Here is a 22,709-nt window from a genome sequence, read left to right as displayed (position 1 = left end):
GGGGTGAAGCCCACAGCGCGGAACAGCTGTGCACTGAATGCGGTTGCACCGCACGTCCCAACTCCTGACCCCAACCCCTCTCGACTCTGTCCCGCCGGTCGCGGAAGTGAGCGGGGCCAGCCTCACCCATCGACCAACCCCACCGCTCGCTAGAATGCGCGTTCGAGCCCTCCGCACCGGACACGCAGTGCACCCCACGCCTGGCATGCCTCCCGCCGTCAGCGAGCGTCCGACTCGCATCACGGTCGATCTCGACCATCTGTCCCACAACCTGCGTGCGATCCGCGCGCACGTGGGCGTGCCCGTCATGGGCATCGTCAAGGCGAACGCGTACGGCCACGGGCTGGTGCCGGTCGCGCTGCACCTGCAGGCGCAGGGCGTGGATCAGCTGGGCGTGGCGTTCGTGGAGGAGGGCATCGCGCTGCGCCGTGCCGGCGTGACCGCGCCGGTGCTGGTGCTGGGCGGCATTTTCGGTCCGCAGGTGTCGCAGTTCATCGCGCACGACCTGGAGATCACCGTGTCCTCGCTGGACAAGCTGCGCCAGGTCGAAGCCGCGGCCGAGGCGATGGGCCGGCGTGCGGTGATCCACCTGAAGATCGACACCGGCATGGAACGCGTCGGCGTGCACAGCTATTCGTCGCGGCCGTTCGTGGAAGCGGCGGTGGCGTCGAAGTGGTGCGTGCTGAAGGGCATCTATTCGCACCTGGCGTGTTCGGACGACCCGGCTTCGCCGATGACGCTGCAGCAGGTCGAACGCTTCCACGACGCCTGCGCGCACATCGAACGCCTCGGTGCGCCGATGCCGGTGCGCCACCTCGCCAATTCCGGCGGCGTGCTGCATTTCCCGCAGACGTGGCTGGACCTGGTGCGGCCCGGCATCGTGCTCTACGGCGTGCTGCCCGATCCCGCGTCGCAACGCACCATCGACGTGAAGCCGGCGATGTCGCTGCGTTCGCAGGTCGTGTACTTCAAGGTGGTGAAGGCGGGCAATCCGGTGAGCTACGGCGCGACGTGGCGAAGCGACCACGACACGCGCGTGGTGACCGTGCCGATCGGCTACGGCGACGGCTTCCCGCGCGCGCTGTCCTCGCGTGGCGAGGTGCTGATCCGCGGGCATCGCTATCCCATCGTCGGGCGCGTGTGCATGGACCAGTTCATGGTCGACATCGGCGGCGACAGCGCATTCAACGAGGACGAGGTCGTGCTGATCGGTGCGCAGGGCGACGAGGCGATCGGCGCCGAGGACGTCGCCGCGCTCGCCGGGACGATTCCGTACGAGATCCTGGTCGGCCTCAACGACCGCATCCCGCGCGAATACCGCGGCGGCTGACGGCCCCCGCGCGGCGGACGCGGGCTTGGGCATACTGGCGGCGACGAGTCCGTCCGAGGCCGGGGGCCCGATGTCCGCAGGCGAATCCAACGCGCTGGCGCTGGTGTGGTTCCGCAACGACCTGCGCCTGGACGACAACCCGGCGCTGCAGGCGGCGCTCGACAACGGCTACGTGCCGATCCCGGTCTACATCCACGCGCCGGACGAAGCCGGCGACTGGGCGCCGGGTGCGGCGTCCAATGCCTGGCGCCACCGTTCGCTGGCCGCACTCGATGCGGCGCTGCGACGGCGCGGCTCGCACCTGCGCCATTTCTTCGGCCCGAGCCTGACGACGCTGCAATCGCTGATCGCGACCACCGGTGCCGAGGCGGTGTTCTGGAACCGCCGCTACGAACCCGCGCACGAGCGCCGCGACGCGAACATCAAGACCACGCTGCGCCAGCAGGGCATGCGCGTGGAGAGCTTCAACGCGGCGCTGCTGTTCGAGCCGTGGACGGTGCGGAACCGGCAGGGGCTGCCGTTCAAGGTGTTCACGCCGTATTGGAAGACACTGCTGGCGCAGTGGCAGCTCGGCCTGTGCATCGATGCGCCCGGGCATATACGCAGCAGCGTCGAAGGCCCGGCCGGCGTGCCGCTCGACGCGCTGGGACTCGCGCCGCGACATGGCTGGGACCGCGCCTTCTGGAACGAATGGACGCCCGGCGAAACGGGGGCGCACGCGGCGCTGGAAGCCTTCGTGGAAGGCGCGCTGCGTGGATATCGCGAACAGCGCGACCGCCCGGACCGCATCGGCACGTCGCGTCTTTCGCCGCACCTGCATTTCGGCGAGATCGCTCCGTGGCGCGTGGCGTCGATGCTCGAACGCGAGCGCACGGCAGGCAACGGCGGCGATATCGACGGCTTCCTGCGCGAGCTCGGCTGGCGCGAGTTCGCCCACCACCTGCTGCACCACTTCCCCGAAACGCCGGACCGCGACTTCGACGCGCGTTTCAACGATTTCGCGTGGTCGAACGTGTCGCCCGCGCGCATGGCCGACTGGCAGCAGGGCCGCACCGGCGTGCCGATCGTCGATGCGGGCATGCGCGAGCTGTGGCACACCGGCTGGATGCACAACCGCGTGCGGATGATCGTCGCGAGTTTCCTGACCAAGCACCTGCGTTACCACTGGCGGCACGGCGCGCGCTGGTTCTGGGACACGCTGGTGGATGCGGACCTGGCGAACAACACGCTCGGCTGGCAGTGGGTCGCCGGCACCGGCGCGGACGCGGCGCCGTACTTCCGTGTGTTCAACCCGGTGCTGCAGGCTGCGAAGTTCGATCCGGACGGCAGCTACATCGCACGCTGGGTGCCGGAGCTGGCCGGCCTGCCGGTGCCGCTGCGCTTCGCGCCCTGGCAGGACCCGCCGGCGCTGCGCCGGGGCGCGCCGGATTACCCGCCGCAGCCGCTGGTGGAGATGGGCGCGGGCCGCGATTCGGCGCTGGCCGCGTATCGCAAGCTGCGCGGCTGATGGAGCCGCGTTGACGCTGCTCGCGAGGGCGTGATTCACTCGGCCGGCACACGCACGGGAGCCAGGGCCATGGCGCGGACGCGGACTGGGGCACGCCGGCGTGGTCGCCGGGAACCGATGTCGCGGGTCGACACCGCCTGGCTGCGCATGGAGCGGCCGACCAACCCGATGATGATCACCGGCGTGCTGATGTTCGCCGAACCGATGTCGTTGGAGCGCCTCAAGCGCGTGGTGAAGCAGCGCTTCCTCTCGTACGGACGGTTCCGCCAGAAGGCCGTGGTCACGCCGGCCGGCGCGCACTGGGAAAACGACCTGAACTTCAACCTCGACTGGCACGTGCAGCACGCCGCGCTGCCCGGTCGCGGCGACAAGCGCGCGCTGGAGCGCTTCGTCAGCCAGCTCGCGTCCTCGCCGCTCAACCACGATCGCCCGCTGTGGCAGTTCCATCTGGTCGAACGTTTCGACGGCGGCGGTTCGGCGCTGGTGGCGCGCATCCATCACAGCTACGCCGACGGCATCGCGCTGGTGCAGGTGCTGCTCTCGCTCACCGATACCGAACCCGACGCGGCCGACGGCAGCGAACTGCCGCGCACGTGGCTCAAGCAGCAGCACGCGGGCGTCGCGCGTCGCGTGGGCGCGGTCGATCGCTACGTGCAGCTGGGCAGCAAGGTCGTGGAGAAAGGACTGGAGATGTACCGCGATCCCACGCTCGCCGCGGTGCTGGCGAAGGAGGGCGGCGAGATCGCGCGCGAGCTGCTGCACGCGCTCGCTTTGCCGGACGATCCCCCGTCGCTGCTGCGCGGCCGGCTGGGCGTGAGCAAGCGCGTCGCCTGGGCCGAACCGCTCGACCTGGAAGAAGTCAAAGCCGTCGGCCGCGCCTGCGACTGCACCGTCAACGACGTGCTGATGGCCACCGCCGCCGGCGCGCTGCGCAGCTACATGATCGAACGCGGCGATCACGTCGACGGTCTGACGTTGCGTGCGACGGTGCCGGTGAACCTGCGTCCGCTGGAACACGCACGCAAGCTCGGCAACCACTTCGGCCTGGTGTTCCTCGAGCTGCCGGTGGGCGAGGGCAATCCGATCCGGCGCGTCGAACACGTCGCGCGCTGCATGGAGGACCTCAAGCGCTCGCGGCAGGCGATCGTCGCGTACGGACTGCTCGCGGCGCTCGGCATGGCGCCGTCGCCGGTGCAGGGGCTGGCGCTGGAACTGTTCAGCCGCAAGGCCACGGCGGTCGCCACCAACGTGCCCGGTCCGCAGCAGCCGCTGTACCTCGCCGGCTGCATGCTGCGCGAAATGATGTTCTGGGTGCCGCAGACCGGTTCGATCGGCATCGGCATCTCCATCCTCAGCTACAACGGGCGCGTGCACTTCGGGCTGATCGCCGATGGCCGGCTCATTCCCGATCCCGATGCGGTGATCCGCCGCTTCGGCGCGGAGTTCGACAAGCTGCTGTACCTGGCGTTGATGGGAAACTGGGACGCGCGCCTCGATGGGGATGCGGCGGCTGCGCTGATTCCTGCCGCCGACTGAACACGGAACGTCGCGATCACTTGCGCCAGACGTGAACGCGGTTAGCTTGTGCGCGTTCAGTTCCATTCCGTCTTCCACGCAAGGACCCCGCTCATGAAGAATTTCGTCAAGGCCGCGTGTGTGGCCGTCGTCACCACCGCGCTGCTCGCCGGTTGCGCCACCAGCGGCGGCGGTTACTACGGCCAGCCCTATCCGCAGCAGCAACCGCCGCAGCAGGGCCAGCAGCAGGGTATGAGCAAGACCAGCAAGGGCGCGATCATCGGCGCGCTGGCCGGCGTTGCGGCGGGCCTGCTCAGCGGCGACGACGCGACCGAGCGCCGCCAGCGCGCGCTGGTGGGCGCTGGCGTCGGCGGCCTCGCCGGTGCGGCCATCGGCAACTACCAGGATCGCCAGGAAGCCGCGCTGCGCCAGCAGACCGCCGGCACCGGCGTCGATGTCGTGCGCCAGGGCAACAACATCACGCTCAACATGCCCAGCGGCATCACCTTCGACTTCGACAAGTCGAACCTGAAGCCCGAGTTCTACCCGGTGCTCGACAACGTTGCCCGCACGCTGCAGGAGTACAACCAGACGGTGATCGAAGTGGCCGGCCACACCGACAGCGTCGGCAGCGATGCGTACAACCAGAAGCTGTCCGAGCAGCGCGCCAATGCGGTCTCCAGCTACCTGCAGGGCCGTGGCCTGAACCGCGAACGCTTCATCGTCGTCGGTGCCGGCGAATCCCGCCCGATCGCCAGCAACGACACCGAAGCAGGCCGCGCGCAGAACCGCCGCGTGGAGATCACGCTGGTGCCGATCGAGTCCTGATCGCCGCATCGCATCGCACGAAGAACGGGCCGCGTCTGCGGCCCGTTCCATTTGGCAGCAGGACCTTCATGCCACACGATTTCGTACTGCTCTTCGACCTGGACGGCACGCTCGTCAACACCGACGAGCTCCACTTCGCCGCGTTCCAGACGCTGCTCGCGGATTTCGACCGCACGCTCACGATGGAGACGTACCGCTCGCGGATCATGGGCGCATCGAACGAGGCGATCATGCGCGAGCTGTTCCCCGACCAACCGATCGAGGCGCACGCACGCCTGGCCGATCGCAAGGAGGCGCTGTTCCGTTCGGCGGTGACGACGCTGGAACCCACGCGCGGCGCGATCGAACTGCTCGACTGGGCGCGCCGCCACGACGTGCGCGTCGGCGTGGTGACGAATGCGCCGCGCGCGAATGCGGAGCTGATGCTCGGTGGCATCGGCGTCCTCGACCGGATCGACGCGCTGGTGATCGGCGAGGAACTCGCGCGGGGCAAGCCCGATCCGTTGCCGTATCTCACGGGTCTCGAACGTCTCGGCGGCACCGCACGCTGCGCGCTTGCGTTCGAGGATTCGCTGTCCGGCATCCGGTCCGCGCGCGCCGCCGGCATCCGCACCTTCGGTCTGCGCGGCGCCTTGTCGGACGACGCGTTGTGCGACGCGGGCGCGGACGAGGTCATCGACGACTTCCTGTCACCGGTGCTGTTGCGGACGCTCGCGCGCATCGAATCCGGCGACGCGTTCCGAAGCGAGCCCGCCGACGCTTCCGTGTAGCCCGGAACCGGGCTGTCCGGCGCAAACGAAAAGGCCCGCGTGCGCGGGCCTGTTCGTTACCGTCGCGACAGGCGCGATCAGTCGTGGTGCATGCCGTGCAGGTCCTGCAGCGAACCCTTGCGCGAACCGAAGTAGGCGGCGAGGTCGGCGATCTGCTGGTCGGTCAGTTCCTTCGCCTGGCTCGACATCAGCGGATGTTCGCGGTCGCCGTCGCGGTAGGCCTGCAGCGAGTGCGCGATGTAGTCGTAGTACTGGCCGGCGAGCTTCGGGTAGGTCTCGTCGATCGGCGCGTTGCCTTCGGCGCCGTGGCAGTCGACGCACGACTGGCCGGTGGCCTTGCCCTTGGTCTGCGCCAGCTTCTCGCCCGCGGCGATGTGGCCGGCCGGCAGGCCCGCGGAGGACGAGGTGTGGCCTTCGCTGCGGTCGGCCGCCGAATGCTCGGCCGGCGTGTCGCCGCCGGAACAGCCGACCAGCGCGATGGAGGCGAGCAGGGCGATGGCGAGGAACTTGTTGGTCAAGGCCGGGTTCGTCATGGGTCTGCTGCTCACTTCACGGTCGAAAGGAAGGCGGCGATATCGGCGATGTCCTGGTCCGAGAAGCTCTGCGCCTGGGCCTGCATCGTCGGGTGCTTGCGCGTGCCCTTCTTGTATTCGGTCAACGCGTTGGTCAGGTAGACCTCCGACTGCCCGCCGATGCGCGGCACGTGGTAGTTCGGATAGGCGTTCTTGTAGCCGGTGACGCCGTGGCAGCCCTGGCAGGTGTAGGTGAGCTGCTTGCCCCGGGCGGCGTCGCCCTTCAGTGCGACCGGAGCGGCCGGGGCCGGAGCGGTCGGCGCGGCAGCGGCGGCCGGGGCGGCGGGAGCCTGCACATCCTGGGCCGACGCACCGAACGCGGTGGCGGTCAGGAGGAAGCAGGCGGCGATCATCAGCGGTCGCATCATGTCGTAGTCCGCAATCTCGTGTGGCTAGCGAAAGGTTCTTAGTGCTGGCTGCGTGGCGCCTCCCCATTTATCAAGGCGACCGCGCACAAGTCGGCAAGTATAGCCATGGTTCGGATTGCAACGAAGCCGCTCCGTTTTGCATCGATGGTTCTTGCGTACCGTCTTCGCCTGCGGCAGGGGCGGTCGACGACGTGGCTCCAGTCACCATGACCTTCGGCGGATGGAGGGTGACTGGGGCGGTGATATACCTATATACAACACCGGTACAAGCGCCGGTCTCAGCCACCTTGGGGTCCAATTCATGCGTCACTTCGCCCGAAATCGCAGCCGTGGTTTTGCCCGCGCCGCTGTCGTCCTGCTGCCGTGCCTGTTGTTGCTGAGCGCCTGCAAGGGCGGGGGCGAAGGCGAGGCGCAGGCCAAGGCCGGGGAAGACAAGAAGGGTCCCGAAGCCGTGCCGGTCGAGGTCGCCAAGGCCTCCCGCCGCGCCGTCGCCGCCAGCTATACCGGCACCGCGCCGCTGGAGCCGGTGGCCGAATCGCAGGTGGTCGCCAAGACCTCGGGCGTGGCGCTGAACGTGATGGTCGAGGAAGGCCAGCCGGTCCGCGCCGGGCAGACCCTGGTGCGCCTGGACTCCGCCCGCGCCGAGCTGCAGGCCGCGCAGACCGGCGCCGCCATGCGCAAGCTGGAAGCCAACTACAGCCGCGCCAAGCAGATGGCCGAGCAGAAGCTGCTCAGTGCCAACGACAACGACCAGCTGCGCTACGACCTGGAGAACGCCCGCGCCGCCAACCGCCTGGCGAACCTCGAACTGTCGTACGCGAACGTCGAAGCGCCGATCTCCGGCGTGATCGCCTCGCGCTCGATCAAGACCGGCAACTTCGTGCAGATCAACACGCCGATCTTCCGCATCGTCGACACCTCGCGCCTGGAGGCCACGCTCAACGTGCCCGAGCGCGAGCTGGTGACGCTCAAGGCCGGCCTGCCGGTCGCGCTGGTGGTCGATGCGCTGCCGGGCAAGACCTTCCAGGGCATGGTGGACCGCGTTTCGCCGGTGGTGGATTCGGGCAGCGGCACCTTCCGCGTGGTGTGCGCGTTCAAGGGCGACGGCATCCTGCAGCCGGGCATGTTCGGCCGCATCCGCATCGACTACGACCAGCGCGCCGACGCGCTCGTCGTCCCGCGCGTCGCGCTGCTGGACGACGATGGCGATCCGGCGGTGTTCGTGGTCAGTGGCGACAAGACCAAGCGCGTGCCGGTCAAGCTGGGCTACATGGACGGTTCGTGGGCCGAAGTGCGCGACGGCGTGAAGGAAGGCGAGCAGGTCGTCGTCGCCGGCAAGACCGCGCTGCGCGACGGCACCGCCGTGCAGATCCTGGGCCAGCCGCAGGCGAAGAAGGAAGTCGCTTCGGTCGCCAAGTCCGAAACCAAGAAGTAATCCCGGAGAATCCACGTGACGCAACCCGCGCACACGCCCGGTTTCAACCTGGTGGAATTCTCCACGCGCCGTCGGGTGACGGTGTTCATGGTGACGCTCACCTTCGTCCTGTTCGGCCTGATCGCGCTGGGCGACCTCAAGGTCAACCTGCTGCCCGATCTGAGCTATCCCACGCTGACGGTCCGCACCGAATACACCGGCGCGGCGCCGTCGGAAATCGAAACCCTGATCAGCGAGCCGGTGGAGGAAGCCGTCGGCGTGGTGAAGGGGCTGCGCAAGCTGAAGTCTGTGTCGCGAACGGGCCAGAGCGACGTCGTGCTCGAGTTCGCCTGGGGCACGGACATGGACCAGGCCAGCCTGGAAGTCCGCGACAAGATGGAAGTGCTGCAGCTTCCGCTGGAAGCCAAGGCGCCGGTGCTGCTGCGCTTCAATCCGTCGACCGAGCCGATCCTGCGCATCGCACTGTCGCCCAAGACCGAAGCGTCCAGCGACACCGAGGCGATGCGCCAGCTCACCGCGCTGCGCCGCTACGCCGACGACGATCTGAAAAAGAAGCTCGAACCGGTCGAAGGCGTCGCCGCGGTGAAGGTCGGCGGCGGCCTGGAAGACGAGATCCAGGTCGACATCGACCAGCAGAAGATCGCGCAGCTGAACCTGCCGATCGACACCGTCATCCAGCGCCTGCAGCAGGAAAACATCAACATCTCCGGCGGCCGTCTGGAGGAAGGCTCGCAGCGTTACCTCGTGCGCACGGTGAACCAGTTCGCCAGCGTGCCGGAAATGCGCGAGATGCTGGTCACCACGCAGAGCGGCGGCGACAGCGCGGCGGCGTCGGCGGCAGCGCAGATGGCGGCGATCGCCGCGCAGACCGGTTCGGCCGAGGCGATGGCCGCGGCGGCGTCGGTGCAGAGCGCCAACTCCGCCGGCGGTGCGTCGGTCGCGGGCGGCATGCCGGTGCGGTTGAAGGACATCGCCGAGGTGCGTCAGGGCTTCAAGGAACGCGAGGCGATCATCCGCCTGGCGGGCCGGGAAGCGGTCGAACTGGCGATCTACAAGGAAGGCGACGCGAACACGGTCGCCACCGCCGACGCGATCCAGAAGCGCCTGGACGAACTCAAGGAGCAGGTCCCGCCGGACGTCGAACTGACCACCATCGACGATCAGTCGCAGTTCATCCGCCACGCGATTTCCGACGTCAAGATGGACGCGGTCATCGGCGGCGCGCTCGCCGTGCTGATCATCTTCCTGTTCCTGCGCGATGGCTGGAGCACGTTCGTCATCGCGCTGTCGCTGCCGGTGTCGATCATCGCGACGTTCTTCTTCATGGGCCAGATGGGCCTGAGCCTCAACGTCATGTCGCTCGGCGGCCTGGCGCTGGCGACCGGCCTGGTGGTGGACGACTCCATCGTGGTGCTGGAAAGCATCGCGAAGGCGCGGGAACGCGGGCTCGGAATACTCGAAGCCGCCATCGCCGGCACGCGCGAGGTGAGCATGGCCGTGGTCGCGTCCACGCTGACGACGATCGCGGTGTTCCTGCCGCTGGTGTTCGTGCAGGGCATCGCGGGCCAGCTGTTCCGCGACCAGGCGCTGACCGTGGCGCTCGCCATCGGCATCTCGCTGATCGTGTCGATGACGCTGATCCCGATGCTGAGCGCGCTCAAGGGCCGCCCGCCCATGGCCTTCCCGGAGGAAGCGCCGCATCCCCGCTGGGAGCCGAAAACGAAACTGGGCAAGCCGCTGTCGTGGTTCCAGCGCGGGCTCAACTGGGTGCTGCGGACGTTCTTCTTCAGCATCGCCTGGACGATCGTGCGCCTGTGGCGCGTGCTGGTGGCGGTGGTCGGTCCGATCATGCGCAAGGCCAGCGACATCGCGATGTCGCCGTACGGCCGCGCCGAACGCAGCTACCTCAAGCTGCTGCCGAACGCGTTGAACCGTCCGGTGCTGGTGCTCGGCTCGGCGGCGGTGGCGTTCGCGCTGACGCTGCTGGCGGTGCCGCTGCTGGGCGCGGACCTGATCCCGCAGCTGGCGCAGGACCGCTTCGAGATGACGGTGAAGCTCCCGCCCGGCACGCCGCTGCGCGACACCGACGCGCTGGTGCGCGAGCTGCAGCGCAAGCATGCCGACGACGACGGCATCCGCGCGCTATACGGCGTGAGCGGCAGCGGTACGCGCCTGGACGCCAATCCCACCGAGAGCGGCGAGAACATCGGCAAGCTCACCGTGGTGATGGAGAACGGCGGCAGCAAGGCGGTGGAAGCGCGCGAGACGGAGCGCCTGCGCGGGACGATGCAGGCGCATCCGGGCGCGCAGGTCGACTTCGCCCGTCCGGAGCTCTTCAGCTTCTCCACGCCGCTCGAAATCGAACTGCGCGGGCAGGACCTGGAAGGCATCCAGCAGGCCGGCCAGCGCATGGCCAAGCTGCTGCGCGCCAATCCGCACTACGCCGACGTGAAGTCGACGGTGGAAGAGGGTTTCCCTGAAATCCAGATCCGCTTCGACCAGGATCGCGCCGGTGCGCTCGGCCTGACCACTCGCCAGATCGCCGACGTCGTGGTGAAGAAGGTGCGCGGCGACGTCGCCACGCGCTACAGCTTCCGCGATCGCAAGATCGACGTGCTGGTGCGCGCACGCGAAACCGACCGCGCGTCCGTCGACAGCATCCGCCGCCTGATCGTCAACCCGAACAGCAGCCGTCCGGTGACGCTGGACTCGGTCGCCGACGTCGTCGCCACCACGGGCCCGAGCGAAATCCACCGCGCCGACCAGGTGCGCGTGGCGATCGTCTCGGCGAACCTGCGCGACATCGACCTGGGCACGGCCGTGCGCGAGGTCGAGGAGATGGTGTCGAAGGAACCGCTCGGCGCCGGCGTGAGCATGCACATCGGCGGCCAGGGCGAGGAGCTTGCCGAATCGGTGACCTCGCTGCTGTTCGCCTTCGGCCTGGCGGTGTTCCTGGTGTACCTGGTGATGGCCTCGCAGTTCGAATCGCTGCTGCATCCGTTCGTCATCCTGTTCACCATTCCCCTGGCGCTGGTCGGTGCCGTGCTCGCGCTGCTGCTCACCAATTCGCCGGTGTCGGTGGTGGTGTTCATCGGGTTGATCCTGCTGGTCGGCCTGGTGGTGAAGAACGCGATCATCCTGGTCGACAAGGTCAACCAGCTGCGCGAGGCGGGCGTCGCCAAGCGCGAGGCCCTGGTCGAAGGCGCGCGTTCGCGACTGCGCCCGATCATCATGACCACGATGTGCACGCTGTTCGGCTTCCTCCCGCTCGCGCTGGCGATGGGCGAGGGCGCCGAGGTGCGCTCGCCGATGGCGATCACGGTGATCGGCGGCCTGCTGGTCTCCACGCTGCTGACGCTGGTGGTGATCCCGGTGGTGTACGACCTGCTGGATCGCCGCGCCGACGAGTACTACGTCAATCGCGCCAAGCGCACGCACGCGCCGGTGGCGACGGGCGAAGGCGCCGGCGGCCATGCCGAGCCGGTCTGAGGAGCGCGCCAGATGACCATTGCGGAGCTCAGCATCAAGCGGCCGGTCACGGCGATCATGTTCTTCGTGTCGCTGTTCGTGATCGGCCTGATCGCGGCGATCCGCCTGCCGCTGGAGGCCTTTCCCGAAGTCTCGCCGCCCTTCATCTTCGTGCAGGTTCCCTACACCGGCTCCACCCCCGAGGAGGTGGAGCGCACGCTGCTGCGTCCGGTGGAGGAAGCGCTGTCGACGATGACCGGCATCAAGCGCATGGATGCGAACGCGCGTGCCGACGGCGCCGAGATCTTCATGCAGTTCTCCGACTGGAACCGCGATGTCGCCATCGCGGCGTCGGAGGCGCGCGAGCGCATCGACGCCATCCGGGACGAACTGCCCGAGGACCTGCAGCGCTACAACGTCTTCAAGTTCTCCACCACGGACGAGCCCGTCCTGCGCGTGCGCCTGGCCAGCAAGAGCGACCTGACCGGCTCGTACGACATGATCGAGCGCGAGTTCAAGCGCCGCATCGAGCGTATTCCCGGCGTGGCGCGCGTGGACGTGACCGGTGCGGCGCCGAACGAGGTGGAGATCGCGATCGATCCCGATCGGCTCACCGCGCACAACCTCAGCCTCAACGAGCTCAACGAGCGGTTGAAGGCGGTGAACTTCTCGATTTCCGCCGGGCAGATCGACGACGGCGGTCGCCGTCTTCGCGTGCAGCCGGTGGGCGAGATCACCGACCTGCAGCAGCTGCGCGATCTGGTGATCAACAACTCGGGCGTGCGGCTGGGCGACATCGCGCAGGTGCGGCTCAAGCCGCAGCGCATGAATTACGGGCGCCGCCTCGATGGCCGTCCGGCGATCGGCCTGGACATCTTCAAGGAACGCAACGCGAACCTCGTCGACGTGTCGAGCAAGGCGCTGGCGGAAGTGGAGGCGATCCGCAAGCAGCCGGAGCTCTCCGACATCCGCATCATCATCATCGACAACCAGGGCGACAACGTCACCAAGTCGCTGCTCGAACTCGCCGAAGCCGGCGCGATCGGCCTGATCCTGTCGATCGCGGTGCTGTTCTTCTTCCTGCGCCATTGGCCGTCGACGCTGATGGTGACGCTGGCCATCCCGATCTGTTTCGTGATGACGCTGGGCTTCATGTACTTCGCCGGCGTCACGCTCAACATCCTGTCGATGATGGGCCTGCTGCTGGCGGTCGGCATGCTGGTGGACAACGCGGTCGTGGTGGTGGAAAGCATCTACCAGGAACGCGAACGCATGCCCGACCAGCCGGTGCTGGCGTCGATCCTGGGTACCAGGCACGTCGCCATCGCGCTGTCGGCCGGCACCTTGTGCCACTGCATCGTGTTCCTGCCGAACCTGTTCGGCGAGCGCAATTTCCTTTCGATCTATCTCTCGCAGATCGCGATCACGATCTCCGTCTCGCTGCTCGCTTCGTGGCTGGTGGCGGTGAGCCTGATCCCGATGATCTCCGCCCGGCTGAAGACGCCGCCGGCCGTGAAGTCCCACCGCGGCGTGATCCCGCGCATGCAGAAGCGCTATGCGACGTTCCTGCGCTGGACGCTGGAACATCGCGGCAAGGCCGTGCTGGGCATCCTGATGATCATCGCGGTGAGCATCGTGCCGTTCATGCTGACCAAGAAGAACATGTTCGGCGGCGACGACGGCACCGAGACCAACATCTTCTACCAGTGGAAGGGCGCGTACACGAAGGAGCAGATGTCGGACGAGATCCTCAGGATCGAGAAGTTCCTGGAGACCAACCGCAAGAAGTACAACATCACCCAGATCTACTCGTACTACAGCGAGCAGGGCTGGGGCGGCACGCGCATCACCTTCGATACCGACAAGATCAGCGAGTCCAAGGGCATCGTCGAACAGTTGCGCAAGGACCTGCCGAAGTCGGCGCGCGCCAACATCGGCATCGGCAACCAGGGCGGCGGTGGCGGTGGCGGCGGCCCGGGCCAGAACGTGCAGGTGCAGTTGGTGGGCGACTCGACCGAAACGCTGGTCGAGTTGGCCAACGACATCGTCCCGATCATGGCCAAGCGCAAGGAACTGCGCGACGTGCGCGTGGACATTGGCGACCAGAACAGCGAGCTGTCGGTGCGCGTGGATCGCGAACGCGCGGCGTCGTTCGGCTTCAGCGCGCAGGAAGTGGCGAGCTTCGTCGGCCTCGCGCTGCGCGGCGCGCCGCTGCGCGAGTTCCGTCGCGGCGACACCGAAGTGCCGGTGTGGGCGCGCTTCGAAGGCGCCGAGCAGTTCGGCATGGCGGACGTGGCGAGCTTCACCGTGCGTGCGCCGGACGGCCGCACCGTGCCGCTGCTGGCGATGGTCGACGTCGCGGTGAAGCCGTCGGCGACGCAGATCCAGCGCGCCAACCGGCAGACGACGGTGGCGATCCAGGCCAACCTCGGCGACAAGATCACCGTGCCGGAAGCGCGCAAGGCGATGGAGGAAGTGTTGAAGGCGGTCGCGTTCCCGGCCGGCTACAACTTCAGCTTCGATACCGGCGCGTTCGAGGACGAAGCCGAAGCGAACAAGCAGATGATGTTCAACCTGCTGATCGCGCTGATCATGATCTACGTGGTGATGGCGGCGGTGTTCGAATCGCTGCTGTTCCCCTCGGCCATCATGACCGGCGTGCTGTTCTCGGTGTTCGGCGTGTTCTGGTTGTTCTGGCTCACCGGCACCGAGTTCAACATCATGGCCTTCATCGGCATCCTGGTGCTGATGGGCGTGGTGGTGAACAACGGGATCGTGATGATCGAGCACATCAACAACCTGCGCCGCCGTGGCCTGTCGCGCACCGACGCCTTGGTGGAAGGCAGCAAGGAACGCCTGCGCCCGATCCTGATGACGATGGGCACGGCGATCCTGGCGATGGTGCCGATCTCTCTGACGCAGACGCAGATCGGCGGCGACGGCCCGCCGTACTACCCGATGGCACGCGCGATCGCCGGCGGCCTGGCGTTCTCCACCGTGGTGAGCCTGCTGTTCCTGCCGACGATCTACGCGATGCTCGACGACCTGCGCAACAGCACCTCGCGCATGATTCGCCGGGCTCGCGGGAAGCAGGTCGATGGCCCGGTCGCCGGCGCGACGATCACGGCGATCAAGGTCGATTGAGTTTCCCGACCTGACGGCGCCGCAATGAAAAAGGCCGGAGCATTCGTGCTCCGGCCTTTGCTTTTTTCTCCGACGAGTTCTGGCGACACGCAGAAGATGAGCTTTGGCAGCCCGGGTAAGGCCAGAGGCTGCACCCGGGGAACGTCAACCTCACGCCGTCCGAAACCCGGGTGCGCTTCGCTTACACGGGCTACAAACGCTTTGGATCAGTGCAGCAACCGCCCGCCGATGCGGAACAGGCCCGTCCAGGCGCCGATCATCGAGCCCAGGTTGGTCAGCAGGAACGTGAGCAGCACGCGCGCGACGCGGTTGCGGTACCAGCCGCGCAGCGTCTGCACGTCGTCGCGCAGGGACATGAAATCGGCGTACGTCGGCTTGCGGATGCGCGCTTCGGTCAACGCACTGAACGTGCCGGTGGGTACGCCGAGGCGGAACGGCTTGAGCGGGGCGAAGAGCGCGGCGGTGAGGATGCTCAGCGGATGCGCCGTCGCCAGCGCGCAGCCCAGCGCGGCGAAGCCGGCGGTGCAGGCGATCCACTGCAGCAGCAGGTCGGCGCCCATCGCGAAACCGCCGCGCCAGATGCCGACGCTGATCGCGGCGACGATGAACGCGACGATCGCGATGCCCAGCCACGGCGTCCTGCTCTTCTTGCCGACCGTTTCGAGTTCCGTGCGGATCGCGTCCGGATCGCGTGTCTCATCGCGCAGATGGCGCGCGAGGCCCTGCAGATGGCCGGCGCCGACCACCGCCAGCACTTCGCGCGCGTCGCCATGCGTTTCACGCAGACGCGCGGCCATGTAGCGGTCGCGTTCGGCGATGACGGCTTCGTACAGTTCGGGGCTGTCGTTGGCGAATTCGCTGAAGCTCGATTCGAGCATGTCGCCCTGCTTGAGCTTCTCGATGTCGGCCTCGCCGACTTCCTCGTCGACGAACAGCGCGGTGACCAGGCCGGCACCGAGCTTGATGCGCCCCCAGAACCCCAGCCCCGCGCTGGCGCGGCGGAAGGTCAGGCCGACGTCGCGGTCGATCAGGTGCACCGGCAGCTCGCGCTGGCGCGCTTCGAGCACGGCGCGCTTGAGTTCGGCGCCGGGCTCGATGCCGAGCTGCTCGGCGAGGCGGCGCTGGTACGCGGCCAGCGCGAGGTTCGCCGCGAACAGCGCGGTCTTGCCGTTGCGGATCACCTGCACCAGGTCCATCCGCGCCATCGCATCCGGATCGGTCAACGCCTGCAGGCGTTGCGGGTCCAGCTCGACCGCGACCGCGTCGAACGCACCGCTGCCGACCGCGTCGCGTACCGCTTCCACGCTCGCCAGCGAGACGTGCGCGGTGCCCAGCAGGGTGTAGCGCACGCCGTCGCGTTCGACGATGGCGTGCGGCTGGCGTTCCAGCAGCGCGTGCAACGACTCAGACATGGAAGCGCCCTTCGACGCGAGCGTGGGGCGCGGTGTGGATCGGCATGGATTCGCGGGTCCTGCAGCAAGACGGCGCCCGCAGGCGCCGTCGTGGGAAATCGGTTGCAGGAAGCTTAGGGCCTGATCCGGAACGGGGCAATGAACGCCCGTCTCACGCCACGCCGAACGGCAGGTTGGGGGAGGACACCGCGCGCTCGCCGACGGTTTCGCCGTGCAGGAAGCGCATGACCGAGCCGATCACCGCCTCGTCGTCGAGTACCCGCCGATGGCCCAGGCCGCGCGTGGTCAGCAGGCGCGAATCAGGCCAGTAGCGCGCGTAGCGCTCGCCCTCGGACCAGGGGACGTCGCGGTCCTCCAGATCGTGGATGATCAGGGCCGGCCGTCCGATCACCGGCGCGGTGCGATGCGCCTGCTGCTCGTCGAAGCTCAGGCCGATGCGGCTTTCGAAATACTCGAACATCCGCCGGCACACATTGGCGCCGATCCACAGCAGGTCGGCGAAGCGTTCGGCGGCGGCGATCGGATCGGCGGCGGGCGCGATCAGCACCGCGCGGTCGGCCTTCAGGCCGCGCGCGAGCGCGTTCGCCGTCGCAGCGCCGCCGAGCGAATGGCCGATCACCACGGCCGCCGGCCCGAAGTGTTCGCCCACCGCGAGCAGGTGCCGGGTGAAGCAGGGCAGGGTCGCGATCTCGCCGGGGCTGCGGCCGTGCGCCGGCTGGTCGAAGGCGACCAGCGCATAGCCTGCGTCGCGCAGGCGCGGAAGCCACGCGCCGACGCGCGTGCCGTGACTCGACCATCCATGGGCGAACAGCACGTACGGCTGGCGCCGCGGATCGCCCCAGACGTAGGCGGTGATCGCGTGGCCGTCGACGTCGATGGATTCCTCGCGTGCGCCGAACGTCGGCGCCGCCAGTGCGCGACTGCGCGAGGAGGACAGCGGCGTGCAGAAGATCCGGGCCGCACGCGCGACGGTGCGCCTCGGCGCGACGCGACTGCCGACGGCGAACCACACACGCGGCCCGTACAGGCCGAAGAGCTTACGAACGGTCGTGCTAATTCCGGCGATGAGCGGGTACATGGGCGATCCCTCCGTGGGTGCGTCAGGCGTGGGGGGCGTAGGAGCGGAACAGCCGCTCCAGCGCGCGACGGCCGCGGTCGGCGGCGGATTCGAAGCCGAACAGGCCGGCGTCGTGGTGGACGATCAGGGCGAGGCTGGCGAGTTCGAACGCCATCTGATCCGGGTCGGTATCGCCGGCGAGCTCGCCGGTGCCGATGGCGAGCGTGACGGCGCGGGCGACCTCCTGGCGCCAGCGGCGCTCGTGTTCGACCAACCGGTCGCGCAGCGGGCCGGGGCGGTCGTCGTATTCGCTGGCGGCGCTCAGCAGCAGGCAGCTGCCTTCGGTCTGGCGGACCCAGTCGTACCAGGCTTCGAGGATCGCCCGCACGCGGGCCAGCCCGCGCGGCTTCGACAGGGCGGGGCGCAGGACGTGATCGACGAACCGCACGGCGGCCTCGTCGAGGACGGCGAGCTGGAGGTCCTCGCGCGAGCCGAAATGCGCGAATACGCCGCTCTTCGACATGCCCACCGCCTGGGCCAGCGGCCCGATCGACAGGCCTTCCAGGCCGGCAGCACAGGCGATGCCGTAGGCCCGGTCGATGATGGCCTCGCGGGTCGCGGCGCCCTTGCTGGTGGCGGTCAGAACGGTCATGGGGCGGAAAATAGCACGGCCGTTCGTTTTATTTCTACCGCTCGTCGGCCGGGGTCACACCGGGTCCGTTTCGTGTCCCGGGCCTAGCCTCCGCTGCATCTGGACCGTGTCGAGCCAGCGGCCGTGCTTGCGACCGAGCCCCTGGAACACGCCGACTGTGCGGAATCCGAGCTTCTCGTGCAGCGCGATCGAGGCCACGTTGGTGACGTCGCCGACGACCGCGACCATCTGCCGCAGGCCGAGCGCGGTGCAGTCGTCGATCAGCCGCTGCAGCAGCGCGCGGCCGACGCCGCGGCCGACGTGGTCCGGGTGCACGTAGACGGTGTCCTCGACCGTCCAGCGGTACCCCTCGCGCGTGCGGTAGGCGCTGGCGTAGGCGTAGCCGGCGAAGCGGCCGTCGCGTTCGGCGACCAGGTACGGATACCCCTGCGCGACGATCGCCTGCCAGCGGCGGGCCATCTCCGCTTCGTCGGGTTCGTCGTATTCGTAGGTGGCGACGTGATCGCGAACTTCCTGCGCGTAGAGCGCAGTGATGGCGGGGAGGTCGGCGGTGGTGGCGCTGCGCAGATGCAGGGCGCTTGAGGCGAGGGTGGATGCGGTGGGCGTGGGCATGCGGCAAGCGTAACTGCCGGAGCGGTTCGCGTCGCCGCATGCAGGCTTTCGAGACGCGAAGGTCTTGGCCGAAGGGCCGCGGCCTTCGGCCAAGAGCAACAACGAGATGGATTCCAGCTTTCGCTGGAAGGACGGTGAGGTGGAGCGTTGCGGTCGGAGTGCTCCGGCGCTACGGGCCTGGCCCCGCGCCTGGATGACGGCTTCCCGCGGCGCTCTGCCCGTCCGCTGCCCGGCGCTTGCACTCATCGTTCGCTGGAGATGTCGGTTCGCCGCGCGCGGACCGACACCGCAGGATCAATCGCGATAGCGCTTCAGCAGGTCGCCATACGCGTCGATCCGGCGATCGCGCAGGAACGGCCAGATGCGGCGCACGTGTTCGCTGCGTTCCATGTCGACTTCGGCCATCAGGATTTCCGGCTCGTCCGTGTTGGCTTCGGCCAGGAACTCGCCCTGCGGGCCGAGCACGTGGCTGCTGCCCCAGAACTGGATGCCCGAAGCGCCCATCGGCGAAGCCTCGTGCCCGACGCGGTTGCAGCTGAGCACGGGCAGGCCGTTGGCGACGGCATGGCCGCGATGGCTGAGGATCCACGCGTTGCGCTGGCGATCCTTCTCGGCCTCTACGTCGTCCGGATCCCAGCCGATGGCGGTGGGGTAGAGCAGCAGCTCCGCGCCGGCGAGCGCCATCAGGCGCGCGCCTTCGGGATACCACTGGTCCCAGCACACCATCACGCCGAGGCGACCGACCGAGGTGTTGATCGGTTCGAAACCGATGTCGCCCGGCGTGAAATAGAACTTCTCGTAGAAGCCCGGATCGTCCGGGATGTGCATCTTGCGGTACTTGCCGGCGACGCTGCCGTCGGCTTCGAAGACCACCGCGGTGTTGTGGTACAGGCCGGTCGCGCGCTTCTCGAACAGCGAGCTCACCAGCACCACGCCGTGCTGCTTCGCGAGCGGGGCGAGGCGTTCGGTGCTCGGGCCGGGAATGGTTTCGGCCAGGTCGAACTCGCAGACGTTCTCGTGCTGGCAGAAATACGGGCCGTTGTGCAGCTCCTGCAGCAGCACGAGCTTCGCGCCGCGATTGGCGGCCTCGGCCACGCGCTGTTCGATCACCGTCAGGTTCGCATCGGCGTCGCCGTGGTTGCGCTCCTGGATCAGCGCGACGGGGAGGGTGGTCTTCTTCATCGGTTCCGGATCGAAAGCTGCGCAACGCGCGAAGGCCTGTAATTGTAGGCCTTGCGCATGACGCGAACGAAAACGTGGGCGAAATGCAGCGGTCGGTGCCGCTGCGTGGGGATCAGGCGACGACGCCCCGCGGCAACTGCATCGTGATGCAGTGCAGGCTGCCGTTCTGCCAGATCAGCGGGCGGCACGGGACCGGCACGATCTCGCGGCCCGGGAACGCTTCGGCGAGCACGGCCTGCGCCTTCGCGTCGGCCTCGTCGCCGTAGGCCGGCATCAGCACGGCGCCGTTGACGATCAGGAAGTTGGCGTAGCTCGCGGCGAGGCGACGGCCGTCGTCGAGGATGGGCTTTGCCCACGGCAGCGGGAACAGGCGGTACGGCTTGCCGTCCTTCGTGCGCAGCGCGGCGATCTCGTCGCCCATCGCCTTGAGTTCGGCATAGTGCGAGTCGGTTTCGTCGTCGCAGGCCTGGAAGACGATGGCGTCATCCGGCGCGAAGCGGGCGAGGGTGTCGACGTGCGCGTCGGTGTCGTCGCCTTCCAGGTAGCCGTGGTCGAGCCACAGCACGCGGTCCTGCTGCAGCCAGTCGGCCAGCTTGTTCGTCAGTTCCTCGCGGGAGGCATCCGGGTGGCGCTCGCGCAGGCACTGCCAGGTGGTCAGCAGCGTGCCGTCGCCGTCGGTGTCGATGGCGCCGCCTTCCAGAGCAAACTCAATCGCTTGGCGCTCACTTTTCGAGAAGATTCCCGCGTCCGTCAGGCGTTCCACCAGCAGGTCGTCCTGGCTGGCGTCGAACTTCCCGCCCCAGCCGGTGAAACGGAAGTCGAGCAGCCGGAATCCATCGCCATCGCGCAGGGTGATCGGGCCGGAGTCGCGCAGCCAGGTGTCGTCGTAGGGCGCCTCGATGAAGCGCACCTTCGACATGTCCACGCGTGCGGAGGACAGGCGCGCACGCGCGTAGGCCTCCACGTCCTCGTCGGCAACGCACACGATCGCGTCCTGGAAGCGGGTGATCGCCGCGACGAGCGCGATGTAGGTCTCCTCGACCTCGCCCAGGCGGTCGGCCCAGTCGGTGTCCGCGTTAGGCCAGGCGATCAGGACGGCCGACTGGGGTTCCCATTCGGCGGGAAAGCGTGCGTGTGCGTTCTGGTTCATGACGTCATCGAGAGGGGCTCAGCGGATGGGTGGCTTGGGACCCACTTCCTCCGCGCTGGCCTTGTTGGCTACGGCGTCGATCACCTTGTTCTTCTCGAAGTAGACGGTGAAGGACGGGTAGACCCAGCGGTTGATGGTCGGCCACTGGCGCTTCTGTCCACCTTCGGCCTCCAGCTTCTGCGACGGTGCGCCGTAGCTGGCTTCCACCTGCGCCATGGTCTGGCCACGCGCGGGCAGGGTGGCCTGGTTTTCTTCCTGGACGCGCTCGACCAGCAGGGTGTCGGCCGAGGCGACACCGGACAGGGCGAGCGCAGCGAACAGCGGAACGGCGGCAATGCGATGCTTCATGGCGGATTCCCCTTCGAGCCCCCTCGTGGTAGTGCGCGATTGTACGCACAACCCCTGATGCCCCGGCAGCGCGCGGCCGTCACGTTTTGAAGGTTTGCGCCTGCGATAACGCCAATTCGAAGGCGGGGAACGCCACAATGCAGAAGGCCGCCCGAGGGCGGCCTTCTCGCGTTTCAGCCCGGCGCAGGACGCCGGACGGAATGGATCAGCGCTGACGCGCCTTGAAACGCGGGTTCGACTTGCAGATCACGAAGACCTTGCCACGGCGGCGAACGACCTTGCAGTCGCGGTGACGGGCCTTCGCCGACTTCAGGGAGGACAGGACCTTCATGACAGACCTCGGCTACAGGTAAATGGGTTAACGGACGAAGCCGGCGATTCTAACGGGTAAATCTCCCGTCGATCAAGTGGTTGCGGCGACCATCGCCTAATCCCGGGTACGCATCCCGAATGGCGGGGGCGGCAACCGGGTCCCGCATAATGCCCCCATGAACAGCCCACACCCGAACTCCAGCGTCCCCGTCCTCACCATCGACGGCCCTTCCGGCTCCGGCAAGGGCACCATCAGCCGTCTGGTCGCCGCCCGCCAGGGCTGGCATTACCTGGACTCCGGCGCCCTGTACCGCGCCGTCGGCGTCGCCGCCGGCTGGGCCGACCTGGACCTCGCCGACCCGGCCGCGCTGGTCCGCTGCACCTTCGACACCCGCATCGAATTCGAGGAAGACCCGGTCTCGCGCGAGCTGCGGATCCTGGTCAACGGCATGGACGCCACCGACGAGCTGCGCACCGAGACCGCCGGCGCCGCCGCCTCGGCGATCGCCGCGATCCCCGAAGTCCGGTCCGCCCTGAAGGACCGCCAGCGTGCCTTCCGCCAGGCGCCAGGCCTGGTCGCCGACGGCCGCGACATGGGCACGGTGATCTTCCCGGACGCCCCCTACAAGGTGTTTCTGACCGCCAGTGCCGAGGAAAGAGCGGAAAGGCGCTATAAGCAGTTGAAAGACAAGGGGGTTTCCGTTAATTTAGACGGTCTGCTGCGGGAGATCCTCGCCCGCGACGCGCGCGACGCCAACCGCGCGGTGGCTCCGTTGAGGCCGGCCGAAGACGCCGTCCGCATCGATACCACCGGCCTCGGCATCGATGACGTGGTCGAACGCGTGCTGGCCTTGTTGCCTGCGCGCTGAGCGTGCTTCAAACGTAAGTGTTTCAACCGTAGCAGATCAAAGTGCCATCGCAATCCCGTGATGGTTCAACCACAACACATGGCGCAGTTGCATCGCGCCACACAACGGGTGGGTCGACCACGCGCTGCTTGATGCCTTCTAACTCAGTTAGGCCCTGACAGCCGGTGCGGCCCGTGTG

Annotated in this window: 18 protein-coding genes and 1 pseudogene; 9 read left to right on the top strand and 10 right to left on the bottom strand. The window is 68.0% G+C overall.

Annotation, left to right across the window (positions count from 1 at the left end; genetic code table 11):
• Positions 1-205: 205 nt before the first annotated feature.
• The 5 genes from alr (at position 206) to I4U41_RS00930 (ending at position 5,950) form a co-directional block, all read left to right on the top strand.
• A complete protein-coding gene (gene alr / locus I4U41_RS00950) occupies positions 206-1,330 on the top strand; it encodes an alanine racemase (RefSeq protein WP_206858881.1) in 1,125 nt (374 codons plus the stop codon).
• Positions 1,331-1,400: 70 nt separating this feature from the next.
• Positions 1,401-2,837: a cryptochrome/photolyase family protein gene (locus tag I4U41_RS00945; protein WP_206858879.1), complete on the top strand. Its 1,437-nt coding sequence runs from the start codon at positions 1,401-1,403 to the stop codon at positions 2,835-2,837.
• A gap of 117 nt (positions 2,838-2,954) precedes the next feature.
• A complete protein-coding gene (locus I4U41_RS00940) occupies positions 2,955-4,373 on the top strand; it encodes a WS/DGAT/MGAT family O-acyltransferase (protein WP_242524936.1) in 1,419 nt (472 codons plus the stop codon).
• Positions 4,374-4,466: 93 nt separating this feature from the next.
• Positions 4,467-5,180 (top strand): YiaD family glycine zipper/OmpA-like lipoprotein, encoded by a 714-nt coding sequence (locus tag I4U41_RS00935; RefSeq protein ID WP_206858875.1) that lies wholly within the window; start codon positions 4,467-4,469, stop codon positions 5,178-5,180.
• A 68-nt stretch (positions 5,181-5,248) separates the two neighbouring features.
• Complete coding sequence (locus I4U41_RS00930) at positions 5,249-5,950, top strand: HAD family hydrolase (protein ID WP_206858873.1); 702 nt, start codon at positions 5,249-5,251, stop codon at positions 5,948-5,950.
• Positions 5,951-6,027: 77 nt separating this feature from the next.
• Here I4U41_RS00930 and I4U41_RS00925 read toward each other — a convergent pair whose 3' ends face one another.
• Together I4U41_RS00925 and I4U41_RS00920 are read right to left on the bottom strand one after the other, a co-directional pair.
• Positions 6,028-6,483 (bottom strand): c-type cytochrome, encoded by a 456-nt coding sequence (locus I4U41_RS00925; RefSeq protein WP_206858871.1) that lies wholly within the window; start codon positions 6,481-6,483, stop codon positions 6,028-6,030.
• 11 nt (positions 6,484-6,494) lie between these two features.
• Positions 6,495-6,887: a c-type cytochrome gene (locus tag I4U41_RS00920; RefSeq protein WP_206859176.1), complete on the bottom strand. Its 393-nt coding sequence runs from the start codon at positions 6,885-6,887 to the stop codon at positions 6,495-6,497.
• A gap of 304 nt (positions 6,888-7,191) precedes the next feature.
• On the opposite strand from I4U41_RS00920, the gene I4U41_RS00915 reads away from it, so the two are divergent.
• The 3 genes and pseudogenes from I4U41_RS00915 (at position 7,192) to I4U41_RS00905 (ending at position 14,937) form a co-directional block, all read left to right on the top strand.
• Complete coding sequence (locus tag I4U41_RS00915; protein WP_206858870.1) at positions 7,192-8,325, top strand: efflux RND transporter periplasmic adaptor subunit; 1,134 nt, start codon at positions 7,192-7,194, stop codon at positions 8,323-8,325.
• Positions 8,326-8,373: 48 nt separating this feature from the next.
• A pseudogene (locus tag I4U41_RS00910) lies at positions 8,374-11,814 on the top strand (efflux RND transporter permease subunit); the annotation flags it as partial.
• A 12-nt stretch (positions 11,815-11,826) separates the two neighbouring features.
• Positions 11,827-14,937, top strand: a complete 3,111-nt coding sequence (locus tag I4U41_RS00905; protein WP_206858869.1) for an efflux RND transporter permease subunit — start codon at positions 11,827-11,829, stop codon at positions 14,935-14,937.
• 206 nt (positions 14,938-15,143) lie between these two features.
• On the opposite strand, the gene I4U41_RS00900 is transcribed toward I4U41_RS00905, so the two are convergent.
• The 8 genes from I4U41_RS00900 to ykgO form a co-directional block, all read right to left on the bottom strand.
• The gene (locus tag I4U41_RS00900; RefSeq protein WP_206858868.1) at positions 15,144-16,349 is read right to left on the bottom strand and encodes a TraB/GumN family protein; all 1,206 of its coding nucleotides are present in this window, start codon (positions 16,347-16,349) and stop codon (positions 15,144-15,146) included.
• A 151-nt stretch (positions 16,350-16,500) separates the two neighbouring features.
• Entirely contained in the window at positions 16,501-17,427 is a 927-nt protein-coding gene (locus I4U41_RS00895; RefSeq protein ID WP_206858866.1) for an alpha/beta hydrolase, read from the bottom strand.
• A gap of 22 nt (positions 17,428-17,449) precedes the next feature.
• On the bottom strand, positions 17,450-18,058 hold the full coding sequence (locus I4U41_RS00890; protein ID WP_206858865.1) for a TetR/AcrR family transcriptional regulator: 609 nt from the start codon (positions 18,056-18,058) through the stop codon (positions 17,450-17,452).
• 54 nt (positions 18,059-18,112) lie between these two features.
• Complete coding sequence (locus I4U41_RS00885; protein ID WP_206858863.1) at positions 18,113-18,670, bottom strand: GNAT family N-acetyltransferase; 558 nt, start codon at positions 18,668-18,670, stop codon at positions 18,113-18,115.
• 294 nt (positions 18,671-18,964) lie between these two features.
• Positions 18,965-19,852, bottom strand: a complete 888-nt coding sequence (locus tag I4U41_RS00880) for a carbon-nitrogen hydrolase (RefSeq protein ID WP_206858856.1) — start codon at positions 19,850-19,852, stop codon at positions 18,965-18,967.
• 112 nt (positions 19,853-19,964) lie between these two features.
• On the bottom strand, positions 19,965-21,002 hold the full coding sequence (locus I4U41_RS00875; RefSeq protein ID WP_206858855.1) for an agmatine deiminase family protein: 1,038 nt from the start codon (positions 21,000-21,002) through the stop codon (positions 19,965-19,967).
• Between the two features lie 18 nt (positions 21,003-21,020).
• On the bottom strand, positions 21,021-21,350 hold the full coding sequence (locus I4U41_RS00870) for a hypothetical protein (RefSeq protein ID WP_206858854.1): 330 nt from the start codon (positions 21,348-21,350) through the stop codon (positions 21,021-21,023).
• 205 nt (positions 21,351-21,555) lie between these two features.
• Positions 21,556-21,681 carry a type B 50S ribosomal protein L36 gene (gene ykgO / locus I4U41_RS00865; RefSeq protein ID WP_010342887.1) on the bottom strand — a complete coding sequence of 42 codons (126 nt, stop codon included), beginning with the start codon at positions 21,679-21,681 and terminating at the stop codon, positions 21,556-21,558.
• Between the two features lie 157 nt (positions 21,682-21,838).
• Here ykgO and cmk point away from each other — a divergent pair, with 157 nt between their 5' ends.
• Entirely contained in the window at positions 21,839-22,531 is a 693-nt protein-coding gene (gene cmk / locus I4U41_RS00860) for a (d)CMP kinase (protein WP_206858853.1), read from the top strand.
• Positions 22,532-22,709: the final 178 nt, after the last annotated feature.

It is taken from the genome of Lysobacter changpingensis (assembly GCF_017308985.1).
Classification (GTDB): domain Bacteria; phylum Pseudomonadota; class Gammaproteobacteria; order Xanthomonadales; family Xanthomonadaceae; genus Lysobacter_J; species Lysobacter_J changpingensis.
The sequence above is the reverse complement of the archived record's forward strand: the minus strand, read 5'-3'. Positions and strand labels throughout refer to the sequence as shown.